11 protein-coding genes and 1 pseudogene are annotated in these 12,549 nt (G+C 74.2%); 8 read left to right on the forward strand and 4 right to left on the reverse strand.

The genetic code is table 11. The features are described 5' to 3' along the window. From BM093_RS21955 to BM093_RS21970, 4 genes are all read left to right on the forward strand, one after another. Positions 1-648: 3-oxoacid CoA-transferase subunit B (locus BM093_RS21955; RefSeq protein WP_143105479.1), on the forward strand; the 648-nt coding region annotated here is incomplete at its 5' end. Then, positions 641-1,852 carry an acetyl-CoA C-acetyltransferase gene (locus tag BM093_RS21960; RefSeq protein ID WP_093348127.1) on the forward strand — a complete coding sequence of 404 codons (1,212 nt, stop codon included), beginning with the start codon at positions 641-643 and terminating at the stop codon, positions 1,850-1,852. The genes BM093_RS21955 and BM093_RS21960, both read left to right, overlap by 8 nt. After that, entirely contained in the window at positions 1,852-3,069 is a 1,218-nt protein-coding gene (locus BM093_RS21965; RefSeq protein WP_093348132.1) for a CoA transferase, read from the forward strand. The genes BM093_RS21960 and BM093_RS21965 overlap by 1 nt, the downstream gene beginning before the upstream one ends. Positions 3,070-3,079: 10 nt before the next feature. Next, entirely contained in the window at positions 3,080-3,370 is a 291-nt protein-coding gene (locus BM093_RS21970) for a FadR/GntR family transcriptional regulator (protein ID WP_093348455.1), read from the forward strand. A 27-nt stretch (positions 3,371-3,397) separates the two neighbouring features. Here BM093_RS21970 and BM093_RS21975 read toward each other — a convergent pair whose 3' ends face one another. Beyond that, complete coding sequence (locus BM093_RS21975) at positions 3,398-4,063, reverse strand: TetR/AcrR family transcriptional regulator (protein WP_093348136.1); 666 nt, start codon at positions 4,061-4,063, stop codon at positions 3,398-3,400. 122 nt (positions 4,064-4,185) lie between these two features. Between BM093_RS21975 and BM093_RS21980 the strand changes: the two genes are divergently transcribed. After that, entirely contained in the window at positions 4,186-5,328 is a 1,143-nt protein-coding gene (locus BM093_RS21980; protein WP_093348141.1) for an acyl-CoA dehydrogenase family protein, read from the forward strand. A gap of 31 nt (positions 5,329-5,359) precedes the next feature. Further along, positions 5,360-7,148, forward strand: a pseudogene (locus BM093_RS38385) (AMP-dependent synthetase/ligase). Positions 7,149-7,185: 37 nt separating this feature from the next. Here BM093_RS38385 and BM093_RS21990 read toward each other — a convergent pair. Continuing rightward, positions 7,186-9,981, reverse strand: coding sequence for a type II toxin-antitoxin system Rv0910 family toxin (locus BM093_RS21990; protein ID WP_093348145.1), 2,796 nt, complete (start codon positions 9,979-9,981; stop codon positions 7,186-7,188). A 115-nt stretch (positions 9,982-10,096) separates the two neighbouring features. Here BM093_RS21990 and BM093_RS21995 point away from each other — a divergent pair, with 115 nt between their 5' ends. Then, positions 10,097-10,720, forward strand: a complete 624-nt coding sequence (locus BM093_RS21995) for a TetR/AcrR family transcriptional regulator (protein ID WP_177238633.1) — start codon at positions 10,097-10,099, stop codon at positions 10,718-10,720. Between the two features lie 15 nt (positions 10,721-10,735). Here the strand turns inward: BM093_RS21995 and BM093_RS22000 are convergent, their stop codons facing one another. Next, the gene (locus BM093_RS22000; protein WP_093348155.1) at positions 10,736-11,143 is read right to left on the reverse strand and encodes a hypothetical protein; all 408 of its coding nucleotides are present in this window, start codon (positions 11,141-11,143) and stop codon (positions 10,736-10,738) included. 87 nt (positions 11,144-11,230) lie between these two features. Next, the gene (locus BM093_RS22005) at positions 11,231-11,836 is read right to left on the reverse strand and encodes a TetR/AcrR family transcriptional regulator (protein WP_218162866.1); all 606 of its coding nucleotides are present in this window, start codon (positions 11,834-11,836) and stop codon (positions 11,231-11,233) included. Positions 11,837-11,912: 76 nt separating this feature from the next. Between BM093_RS22005 and BM093_RS22010 the strand changes: the two genes are divergently transcribed. Beyond that, positions 11,913-12,533: a hypothetical protein gene (locus BM093_RS22010; RefSeq protein ID WP_177238632.1), complete on the forward strand. Its 621-nt coding sequence runs from the start codon at positions 11,913-11,915 to the stop codon at positions 12,531-12,533. Positions 12,534-12,549: the final 16 nt, after the last annotated feature.

A 12,549-nucleotide genomic window follows, 5' to 3' on the forward strand; every position in this document is an offset into this window, starting at 1 on the left:
ACGCGTGAGGAGATGGCGGCGCGGGTCGCCGAGGAGCTCCCGGACGGCTCGTATGTGAACCTGGGGATCGGGATGCCGACGCTGGTGCCCGGCTACATCCCCGAGGGCCGCACGGTGGTGCTGCACTCGGAGAACGGGATCCTCGGGGTCGGCCCGTACCCGGCCGACGACGAGGTCGACGCGGACCTGATCAACGCCGGGAAGGAGACCGTGACCGTCAACGACGGCGCGGCCTACTTCGGCTCGTCGGACTCGTTCGGCCAGATCCGGGCGGGCAAGCTCGACGTGGCCGTGCTCGGCGGGATGGAGGTCGCGGCCAACGGTGACCTGGCGAACTGGGCCGTCCCCGGCAAGATGATCAAGGGGATGGGCGGGGCGATGGACCTCGTGCACGGCGCGAAACGGGTCATCGTGATGATGGACCATGTCGCCAAGGACGGGTCGGCGAAGATCGTCGAGCGGTGCAGCCTGCCCATCACCGGGCTGGGCTGTGTCACCCGGATCGTCACCGACCTGGCCGTGATCGACGTGACCGGGGACGGGCTCGAGCTGGTCGAGACCGCCCCCGGCGTCAGCGCGGACGAGGTCCGCGAGAAGACCGCCGCCCGGTTGTCCGGGCGCCGAGACGAGGAGGCCGTCCGTGCGTGACGCCGTCATCTGTGAACCGTTGCGAACCCCGGTGGGTGGATTCGGGGGTGGGCTGCGTGATGTTCCCGCGCACACCCTGGCCTCGACGGTGATCAAGGCGGTGCTCGAGCGCACGGGTCTGGACCCGGCCGCGGTCGACGACGTGCTGCTGGGGCACTGCTACCCGACGATGGACGCGCCGGCCATCGGGCGGGTCGCCGCGCTGGACGCCGGGCTGCCGGTGACCGCGACCGGGCTGCAGATCGACCGTCGTTGCGGGTCGGGCCTGCAGGCGGTGCTGTACGCGGCGATGCAGGTCCAGGCGGGCACCTCGGAGGTGGTGCTGGCCGGTGGTGCGGAGTCGATGTCCTCGGCGTCGTTCTACTCGACGTCGATGCGCTGGGGGGTGAAGGGCGGCCCCGGGGTGATGTTGCACGACTCGCTGGCGCGGGGCCGGGTCACCGCCGGTGGGGAGCACTACCCGGTGCCGGGCGGGATGCTGGAGACCGCGGAGAACCTGCGCCGTGACTACGCGATCCCGCGCGCGGAGCAGGACGAGTTCTCGGTGCGCTCGCACCAGCGCGCGGCCGCGGCACAGGAGCAGGGCCGGTTCGCCGACGAGATCGTGCCGGTGACGATCAAGGGCCGTAAGGGTGACACGGTCGTCGACGCCGACGAGCACATCCGGCCGGACTCGAACGTGGAGAAGCTGTCCACGCTGCGTCCGATCCTCGGCAAGAACGACGACGAGGCCACCGTGACCGCCGGGAACGCGTCGGGTCAGAACGACGGGGCGTCGGTGTGCGTGGTGACCAGCCCGGAGAAGGCCGCCGAGCTGGGCCTGCGCCCGCTGGTGCGGCTGGTGTCGTGGGGCCTGGGCGGGGTCCCGCCGAAGACGATGGGCATCGGCCCGGTCCCGGCGACGGCGAAGGCCCTGGAGGTGGCGGGGCTGTCGCTGGCCGACATCGATCTCATCGAGCTGAACGAGGCGTTCGCCGCCCAGGTCCTGGCCTGCACCCGGGAGTGGAAGTTCACCGAGGCGGACTTCGAGCGGATGAACGTCAACGGCTCGGGCATCTCGCTGGGGCACCCGGTGGGCGCGACCGGGGGCCGGATCCTGGCCACGATGGCGCGGGAGATGGGCCGTCGTGACGCCCGCTACGGGCTGGAGACGATGTGCATCGGCGGTGGCCAGGGTCTCGCCGCGATCTTCGAGAAGGCCTGATGGCGCGCCCGCTGGACGGCCTGCGGGTCGTCGAGTGCGCCAGCTTCGTCGCCGGCCCCACCGGCGGCATGACCCTGGCCCAGCTCGGGGCGTCGGTGATCCGGATCGACCCGATCGGCGGCGGCCCCGACCACGGCCGCTGGCCGGCCGCGCACGACGGCACCGGCGACTCCTACTACTGGGCCTCGCTGAACAAGGGCAAGCAGTCGGTCACCGTCGACATGCGCTCCGACGAGGGCCGCGAGCTCGTCCTCGCGCTGGCCACCGCCCCCGGTGACGACCGCGGGGTGCTCGTGGACAACGTCGTCGGGCGCCGCTGGATGGCCAACGAGGCGCTCGTCGCGCGCCGCCCGGACCTGATCCACGTGCGGGTGCAGGGCTACGCCGACGGGCGCCCGGCGGTCGACTACACGGTCAACGCCGAGGTCGGCATCCCCGGGATCACCGGCAGCGAGGAGGGGGCGACCCCGGTCAACCACGTGCTGCCGGCCTGGGACCTGGTCACCGGGCTGAGCGTGTCGACCGCGGTCCTGGCCGCGCTGTACCAGCGCTCCCGTACCGGTGCGGGCGTCTACTCCGAGATCGCCCTGGCCGACGTGGCGCTGGCCGGGGTGGCGAACCTGGGCTGGCTGTCCGAGGCCGAGGAGGCCGGGCACGAACGGCCCCGGCACGGCAACCACGTCTACGGCAGCTTCGGTGTCGACTTCGCCTGCTCCGACGGCGACCGGGTGATGGTCGTCGCGCTGACCCCCGGGCAGTGGAGCGCGCTGGTGTCGGTGACCGGGACCGGTGAGGTGTTCGCCGCCCTGGAACAGGCCCTCGGTGCCGACCTGACCGACGAGACCGAGCGCTACCGGCTGCGCGACACCATCGCGGCGGTGCTCAAGCCGTGGTTCCTGGCGCGGGACTCCGCGACGGTGGAGGAGGAGCTCAACCGGGCCCGGGTGCTGTGGGGCCGCTACCAGGGGATGACCGACGTCGTCACCGCGCACCGCGCCGGCGCGCACCCGCTGCTCGCCGACCTGGCCCTGCCCGGTGGCGCCACCGGCATCACCGCCCGTTCCCCGCTGCGCTGGAACGGCGACCACGGCGACGTGGGCCGGGCGCCGCAGCTCGGTGCCGACACCGACCAGGTCCTGTCCGAGGTCCTGGGCCTCGGCGAGGCCGAGATCGGTGGCCTGCACGACCGGAGCGTCGTCGGTGGCAAACGCGGCTGAGCACCTCACCGTGAGGGACGGGCCGGACGGGCCGGACGAGCAGCACCGGGTGCTGGCCGAGCTCCTGGCGATCGTGCGCAGGAGCAAGCAGGGCGACCGGCTGCCCGCCGAACGACGGCTGGCCGAGCAGCTCGGGGTCGGGCGTTCCGCCGTCCGCTCCGCCCTGCGCGAGCTCAGCCACCACGAGCTGATCGCCACCCGGCGCCAGGCCGGCTCGTTCGTCACCTCGCCCGGCCCGCCGGGCCGCCCCCTGTCGGGCCGGCCTCCGGCGGGCCGGGCGACGGCCGGTTCCCGCGGCTGACCGCACCGTCCACCGACCGGCCACCGGTCACATCCGCGCCGCCGCGGTGAACAGGGCGGTGAGATGGTCCAGCAGCGGGTCCAGGTCGAGGTCAATCTCGTCGGTCATCGGTGCCGGCGACCCGGCCCGGCTCATCAGCAGCTCGATCAACCCGCCGGTCAGCACGGTGGCGCTGGTCGCCAGCTCCTCGTCGCGAGTGCCGGCCCCGTCGCGAGTGCCGGCCCCGTCGTGAGTGCCGGCCTCGTCGCGCAACGGCCGCATGAGCCGCGCGGCGAGCGTGCTGAACGACGCGACGAGCTCGTGCCGCTGCCGGCGGAACTCCGGGGTGGCCAGCGACTCGACCAGCGCGACCTGCACGGCGCGCGGGTCCCGGACGAACCAGTCCGCCAGCGCGGCGAGCACCGCCCGCGCCCGGTCCTGCGGGCCGGGCGCGCCGGCGGCGACCGCCCGGCGGACCGTCTCGCGGACGTCGTCGGCGATCCGGGCGGTCACCGCGCGGAAGAGCTCCTCGCGCGTCCCGAACAGCTCGTAGAAGTAGCGCGGGCTCAGCCCCGCCGCCCGGCAGACGTCGGTGACCGTGCTCGCGGCCCATCCCCGCTCGGCGAACACCGCCAGCCCCGCGTCCAGGAACTGCTCGAACCGACGGGTCGAGCGTTCGTCCGCGCTCAGGCCTGCGTACACCCGTTCCGGCATCGCACCCGCCCTCCTATCGAGAACAGCACTTTACAAGATGAATGACGGCGTTCAAGATCTATCTCCGGCGGGCCGTCCGGGTCCGGTCCAGGTGTCCGACGACGACCGAGGAGTGGCGAGCCATGGGCGGCAACTGGGAGACCGACGAGCGCAGGGCACTGCGGGCCTCCGCCCGCCGGTTCGCCGAGACGGAGATCGTGCCTAACCTCGCGGCCTGGGAGGACGCCGGGGCGGTCCCGCGCGAGCTGCACGCGAAGGCCGCCGCGGCGGGCCTGCTCGGCGTCGGGTTCGCGGAGGAGGCCGGCGGCGAGGGCGGTACCGCGGTCGACACCTGGGTGATCGCCGAGGAGATCATCCTGGCCGGTGGGTCCAGCGGGCTGCTGTCGGCGCTGTACACGCACGGCATCGGCCTGCCGCACCTGGTCGAGGCCGGTGATCCCGCGCTCGTGGAGCGCGTCGCGCGGCCGGTGCTGGCGGGCGAGAAGATCATCTCGCTGGGCATCACCGAGCCCGAGGGCGGCTCCGACGTCGCCGGGCTGACCACCCGCGCGGTGGCCGACGGGGACGACTACGTCGTCAACGGCGCCAAGCTCTACATCACCTCGGCCACCCGCGCCGACTTCTACACCGTCGCCGTACGGACCGGTGGGGACGGCGCCGGCGGCATCTCGCTGCTGCTGCTCGAGCGGGACATGCCGGGGCTGTCGGTCTCGGCGCCGCTGCGCAAGATGGGCTGGCTGTGCTCGGACACCGCCGAGCTGTCGTTCGACGACGTCCGGGTCCCGAGGACCAACCTGATCGGCGCCGAGAACACCGGCTTCTACGCGATCATGGGGCAGTTCGCCGCCGAGCGGCTCAGCATCGCCGTGCAGGCCTACGCGACCGCGCAGCGCTGCGTGGACCTCACGCTGGACTGGGTGAAGCAGCGCCAGACCTTCGGCCGCCCGCTGTCGGGGCGCCAGGTGGTGCGCCACCGGGTCGCCGAGATGGCCCGCCGCACCGACGTCGCCCGGACCTACACCCGCGCGGTGATCGACCGCTGGCAGGCCGGGGAGAACGTGTTCGCCGAGGTCGCGATGGCCAAGAACACCGCCGTCGAGGCCTGCGACGAGGTCGTCGACAGCGCGGTGCAGCTCTTCGGTGGCCTGGGCTACATGCGCGAGTCCGAGGTCGAGCGGCACTACCGCGACAGCCGCATCCTGGGCATCGGCGGCGGCACCAACGAGATCATGACCGAGATCGTGTCCAAGCTCCTGCTCGCCTGAGCGCCCCCGTCCACCTCGATCGGATCGCATCGTGCACGAGTACACCGCCCCGGGCGCCGTCGACATCGCGGACGACGCGTCGCTGGCCGACGCCGTCACCGAGCGGGCCCGGTCGGAGCCGGACGCGGTGCTGCTCCGCCGCCGGGTGGCCGGGACCTGGCAGCCGGTGCCGGCCGCGGAGTTCGCCGCCCGGGTGGCGGAGCTGGCCGCCGGGCTGATCGCCGCCGGGGTGCGCGCCGGGGACCGGCTCGCGATCCTCGGCCGGACCCGGTACGAGTGGACCCTGGTCGACTACGCGGCCTGGACCGCGGGTGCGGTCGTCGTCCCGATCTACGAGACCTCCTCGGCCGAGCAGGCGCGCTGGATCCTGGGCGACTCCGGCGCGGTCGGGGTGGTGGTCGAGACCGCCGCGCACGCGGAGACGGTCGGGGCGGTCCGCGAGCACCTGCCCGAGCTCGCGCAGGTGTGGCAGATCGAGGCCGGCGGCCTCGACGAGCTGGCACGGGCCGGGCGCTCCGTCCGCCCGGCGAGCTCGCGCGGCGGCGGGAGGCGGTCGGCCGCGACAGCCTCGCGTCCCTGGTCTACACCTCGGGCACCACCGGCCGGCCCAAGGGCTGCGAGCTCACCCACGGCAACCTGCTCTACGTCGGGGCGGTCGCGCCGATGCTGATCCCCGGCATGACCGACGACGGCGCGAGCACGCTGCTGTTCCTGCCGCTGGCGCACGTCTTCGCTCGCATCATCCAGGTCGCCTGCATCCAGAACGGCGTGACGCTGGGCCACACCGCCGACGTCGGACGCCTGCTCGACGACCTCGGCGAGTTCCGGCCGACGTTCCTGCTCGCGGTGCCCAGGGTGTTCGAGAAGGTCTACAACGGCGCCCGGCAGAAGGCCGCGGCCGGCGGGCGCGGGGCGATCTTCGACCGGGCCGAGCGGGCCGCGGTCGCCTGGTCCCGTGCGCGCGACGGCGGACGGCTCGGCCCGCTGGGCCGGCTCGAGCACGCGTTGTTCGACGTGCTCGTCCACCGCAAGCTGCGCGCGGCCATGGGCGGGCAGGTCCGGTGGGCCCTGTCCGGCGGCGCCCCGCTGGGCGAGCGGCTGATCCACTTCTTCCGCGGGGTCGGGGTGACGATCCTGGAGGGCTACGGCCTCACCGAGACCACGGGCCCGGCCGCGGTCGGGGCGCCCGGCGCGCTGAAGGTCGGGACGGTCGGCAGGCCTCCGGCGGGGACGTCGGTGCGGATCGCCGGGTCCGGCGAGATCCAGGTGCGCGGCCCGCAGGTCTTCCGCGGCTACTGGGGCCGGCCCGACGAGACCGCTGCGGTGCTGCGGGACGGCTGGTTCGCCACCGGCGACCTCGGCACGCTCGACGCCGACGGCCACGTCACGATCACCGGCCGGCTCAAGGAGCTGATCGTGACCTCGGGCGGGAAGAACGTGGCCCCCGCCGTGCTCGAGGACCATGTCCGGGCGCACCCGCTGGTGAGCCAGTGCCTGGTCGTCGGCGACAACCGGCCGTTCATCGGATGCCTGGTGACCCTCGACCCGGAGGCGCTGCCGGCGTGGCTGGCGGGCCACGGCCGGCCGGCCGACACGCCCCCGGCGGCGCTGACCGACGACGCGGCGGTGCGCGCGGAGATCCGCGCCGCCGTCGACCGGGCGAACAGGAGGTCTCGCGCGCGGAGTCGATCCGCGAGTTCGTCGTGCTGCCGGTCGACCTCACCGAGCAGGGCGGGCACCTCACCCCGTCGCTCAAGATGAAGCGCTCGGTGATCATGGAGGACTTCGTCGACCAGGTGGAGCGGATCTACCGGCGCTGAGCCCGCCGGCCGGTGCGCCACCGGCCGGCGGGGTGGCTCAGCGGCCCTTCCAGACCGGCTCGCGCTTCTCCGCGAACGCCGCTACGCCCTCGGCGGCGTCCTCGGACAGCAGCGCGACCGAGGCGAGCTCGCTCTGGCGGGCGAAGCCCTCCTCGACCGGCCAGTCCGGCGACTCCCGGATGATCCGCTTGCCCACCTGCACCGACAGCGGCGCGTTGGCCGTGATCTCCGCGGCGAGGGCCAGGGCCGCGTCGAGCACGGTGCCGGGCTCGGCGAGCCGGTTGACCAGCCCGAGCTCGGCCATCCGGGTGGCAGGCACCGGGTTGCCGGTCAGCGTGAGCTCGGCCGCGACGTTGCGGGGCAGCCGCTGGGCCACCCGCAGCACGCCACCGGCGGCCGCCACCAGCCCCCGCTTCGGCTCGGGCAGCCCGAACTGCGACTCGGTCGAGGCCACCACCAGGTCCGCGACGAGGGCGAGCTCGAAGCCGCCGGCGAGGGCGTGCCCCTCCACCGCGGCGATCAGCGGCGTGACCGTCGGCCGGGCGGTGATGCCCAGCGGGCCGCCGCGCTCGGTCATCGCGAACTGCCCCGCGGCGGCGGCCTTGAGGTCCATGCCCGCGCAGAACGTGCCGCCGGCCCCGGTGACGACCGCGACGCGCAGGTCCGGTTCGGACTCGATGTGGTCGACGATCTGCTCGAGCAGCTCCGCGGTGCGCAGATCGACCGCGTTGCGCCGGTGCGGCCGGTTGATCGTGACCACGGCGACCGGGCCCCGCTTGTCCAGCAGCACCGGCATCGCGGGCGGGGCGGGCAGCGGGGTGCGGTCGCCGCCGGTGAACGCCAGGTTCGCGGTGTCGGCCACCTCGACCGGCCGGCCGAGCGGGTCGTCGTCGACGGCGGTGCGCAGCACCTCGTCCTGGTGGCTGCGGACCAGCACCCGGGCGCCCTCGGCGGTGAGCACGCTGAGGATCGCGGCCGACGGCGCCCCGTCGCGGCCGTACTGCACGGTGCAGGCCTCGAGCACACCCGGGCCGGTGTAGGAGGTGAGGACCGGACGGCTCGGGCTCGGCGCGAGCACGGGCTGCAGCGACCGGTAGGCGCGGCGCGGCGGTTCGGCCGAGTAGATGCCGACGGCGTGCTTGGTGGCGTACCAGCCCAGCGACGTCGACAGGCCGTAGGACGCCGGGTCGGCGCGGAGCCGCTCGACCAGCGTCGCGACGGCGTGGGTGCCGTAGTTGTTGCCGGGGCCGCCGGCGAACGTGAGCCCGCCGGTGACCGACAGCGGACGGTCCGGGTCGTCGATCGGGAGCCCGAGCTCGCCGGCCGCGATCTGCACCGCCGCCGGGAAGCACGAGTACAGGTCGACGTGGCGGACGTCGTCGATGCTCAGCCCGGCGTGGTCGAGCGCGGCCTCGCCGATCCGCCGGATCGCCGGGGACGAGGCGAGGTCGCCCCGCTCGGAGACGAACCACTCGTCGTAGGCGGCCGCGCCGGCGTGCAGGAACACCCACCTGTCCTGGGTGATGCCGGCGGCCTCGGCGGCCGCGACGCTCGTCACGAGCACGGCGGCGGCGAGGTCCACCTGCAGGTTCGCGCAGAGCAGCTTCGGGTACGGCGAGGTGACCATCCGGTTGTCCGCGTCGGCGGTCGCCAGCCGCTCGGGGGAGTGCGCCTGCGGCATCCAGGCGTGCTCGTTCGCCGCGCCGACCTCGGAGAACGACGACCAGAGCCGGGTGATCCGCTCGGTGTGCTCGGCCGGTGTCGCCCCCGAGCGGGCCCGCAGCGCCGACTCCATCAGCGCGTAGTTGTAGACCGGGACGGCGAGCCCGGCGGCGGTCTCGGCGGCGTTGTTCGGCTCCCGCTCGCTGCCGATCACCTCGTCCGGCACGACATCGGCGGGCTGCTCCGGCCAGCCGAGCTCGACCCCGGCCTTCTGCGCCGCCGCGAGCGTGTTGCCCGCCTCGCCGCCGCACACCAGCACCATCGAGGCGTCGCCGTCGGCGATCGCGCGGCCGGCAGTGTTGATCAGCACCTGGCCGGCGTCGCCGCCGTAGCGGGCCGACATCGCGGTGTGCTGCGGGTCGGCGCCGAGGTGTTCGGCGACCGCGCGGCCGAGGTCGCGGTACCTCCACGAGGCGCTCGCCACCGCGTGAACCCGGTCGATGCCGGTGAGCACGGTGGCGCCGGTGTCGAGCTCGGCCTGCCGGGCCGCCTCGGCGGCCAGCGTCGCCGGGTCGGCCGCCCGGTCCAGGTCGGGGGTACGCCGGGTCACCTGCCCGACACCGACGATCACCGGGGTGCGCGGGTCCAGCAGCGTCCCGGTGCGGGCGTGGCGGACCGGTGCGGCGGCGGGGTCGTGGTCCTCCTGCGGTCCGGCGAGCAGCTCGGCGAGCCGCCCGGCCGAGGTCTGCAGGGCCTCCTCGACGCTCTTCATGACGGTGGCGCCCATCGGGCCGGTGACCGGGTCGCCACCGACGCCCGCGTCCAGCCGCAGCGCGGTGGCCCCGTCGCCGGCCGCGGCGCTGAGCCACAGCCCGAGGGTCAGGCCCATCGGCCCGGTGCCGTGCAGGCCGATCCGGTCCCCGCCGGCCTCGGTGACCTCCCAGGAGATGTCGGCCGGGATGCCCATTAGCGTCACCTGCTCGTCGAAGGTGACGCCCACCGCGGCGCCGGCCGGGGGCGTGCCGCGCCAGCCGGCGTGCAGCGCCAGCCAGTCCGGCAGCCGGGACAGGTCCCCGAGGAGCCGGTGGGCGGCCTCCGGGGCGGCGGGCGTGGTGGCCTCGGCCGAGACGGCCCGGTCGTAGCGGGCGAGCCCCTCCGGCTCAGCGGACATCGTGCACTCCCTCGTCGCAGCGAACAGAAACAGTATGGCCGTACCGTATCTGTCGCTCGCGCGGTGCAGGCGCGGGTATCGAGGACCGCGAACCGTACGGTTGTACTGTCGCGGCGTGTCACGACCGAGGGTGTCCCAGGAGGTGCGCCGCCACCGCATGCGGCAGCGCCTGCTGGAGGCGGCGATCGGCTGCCTGGAGGAGAAGGGCTACTCCGAGACCACGGTGACCGAGGTCCAGGAGCGGGCCGGCGTGGCCCGCGGGACGCTGCTGCACCATTTCCCGGCGAAGGCGCAGCTCATGGTCGCCGCGACCGAGCACCTGGTGCTGGATCGGGTGGAGCAGTTCCGGGCCGCCGCATCGGCCATCCCGGACGAGGCGGACCGGCTGCAGGCGGTCGTCGACCTGGCCTGGACCGACCTGGCGGGCCCGTCGTTCTTCACGGCGCTGGAGCTGTGGGTCGCCGCCCGGACCGACGACGAGCTGCGCGCGGCGCTCCTGCCGGCGCAGAAGCGGCTGTTCGGGGCGTTGCACAACGTGCTGTTCGAGGTGCTGACGCCGCAGCTCGGCGACGACCCGCGTACGGCGACGCTGGTCGAGCTCACCATCGACACCCTCACCGGTCTGGCGATCACCACGATGCTGGGGGAGCGCACCACCAGCCCGGAGACCCTGCTCCGGCGCTGGAAGCGCGCACTGGCCGTGCTGCTGGGGGAGCGCTCCGCCGACGACTGGCTGTGACCGGCCCCGGTGTCCTCACGCGGGGACGGCGACGGCGCGGCCGGCCCGCAGGGCGATGAGCTGCCACTCGACGAACACCGCGACCGCGATCGCCTGCGCGACGAGGAACGCCACCCCCAGCGCCGTCGGTCCCACGACGAGGACGACGCCGACGCTGCCCACCACCCACGCCGCGTTCACCGCCACCACCGCCCAGGCCCCGGCGCGGGGCACCGTCGCCGTCGCCGCCAGCACGAGCAGCCCGGCCGCCCAGACGACGAGGAACAGCCCCGCACCGACCAGCAGCGGGACCGGCAGGCCCAGCACCGGGCCGAGCAGCACGGCGCCCGCGGCGCCGAGCAGGCCGAGTGCGCCGGAGGCGGCCGCGTCGACCCGCAGGGCCGCGCGCAGGTTCGTGGTGACGGGGTGCGTGGAGATGGTCATGATCGCCTCCTGGGCCGGCCCGGGGGACCTCCCCGGTGCTGTACCCACGATCGCCCGGTCGGTGCGGTGAAGCGATGACCTCCGAGGTCATGGGCCGGCGCACGGACCGGCCACCGCGGAGCGGTCCCCCAGTACGGGGAGGATCAGCTGGTCGACGATCTGGACGAGGTACTCCCGGTCCGGCTCCCGGCCGACGTCGATCCAGTGTTTGACGACCATCGCCTCACCGAGGTTCTCGACCAGCGGGGTCACCGAGCCGGGGGCGATGGTGCCGAGTCGGGCGTGATGGTCGAGCACGGTCGCGGTGAAGCGCCGGCCGGACGCGTCGAACAGCTCGTCCAGTCGCGCGGCCAGCTCCGGGTGCGCCCGGCGTTCGGCGAGAATCGCCTGCACGGCACGGGCGGTCGGATGCCGGGCCCACTCCACCAGCAGCTCCAGGGACCGGATCAGGTCCGCCCGCAGTTCGCCCGCGACCGGTGACGGTTCCTCGACCGGGTAGGCCTCGCCGATGGCCGAGAGCAACAGCTCTCCCGGGTTCGCCCATCGCCGGTAGAGCGTGGTCCGCGCCGTCCCGGCCCGCCGCGCGATCCCGTCCATCGTCAGGCGGCCGAGCCCGACCTCGTCGAGCTCCTCGAGCACGGCGCTGTGCAGGGCCTTCACCAGTGCCGCGCCACGGCGGCGGGGACCGGCCACCACATTTCCTCCCCACTTATCGCTACAGTTGTGTATCTTACTCCTGTCACTGCAGCCTTGTGTTCCAGGAGTCGAGATGGTGCCCACAGACCGGCGGCCCGAGGCGAGCGGTCCTGCCGGCGCGGTGATCCCGTCCGACGGGGCGCTGCGCCGCGCCGGTGCCCTGGTCACCGCCTGGTTCGGCATGCTGTGGGCCCTGACCGGCGCCACCGCGCTCCCCGCGCCGCTCCCGGTGGTCATCGCGTCGGTGGCGCTGTCGGTGACGTGCACGATCATCGCGCTGCGTGCGCGCCCGGCCTCCCGGCGACGAGGACTGTCGGACCGGTGGCGGGTCCGGTATCGGACGATCGGCATCGTGCAGGGCGTGGCGATCGCGCTCGTTGTCGCGGTAGCGGTGGCCCTCGCCGCGCCCGGCCTGATCGCTCCGGTGGTCTGTCTGGTGGTCGGGGTGCACTTCCTGCCGTTGGCGCGCGTCGTGGACCAGCCGGAGTACCGGCTCACCGGCGTCGCCCTTGTCGTGGTCGGCCTCGCCGGAGTGGTCGTCCTCGCCGTGGCCGGCCCGGACGCCGCCCGCGCCCTGAGCGGCATCGGAGCTGCGATCACGTTGTGGGTCACCTCCTGCGTCGTGGCGCGGGGGAGCCTGCCTGCGCCGGGAGGGGACGGCACACCGGGCCGGACGGTCCGGGGCGCACCGTAGGAGTCAGCGCACCGAA

Source organism: Pseudonocardia ammonioxydans (genome assembly GCF_900115005.1).
GTDB lineage: Bacteria > Actinomycetota > Actinomycetes > Mycobacteriales > Pseudonocardiaceae > Pseudonocardia > Pseudonocardia ammonioxydans.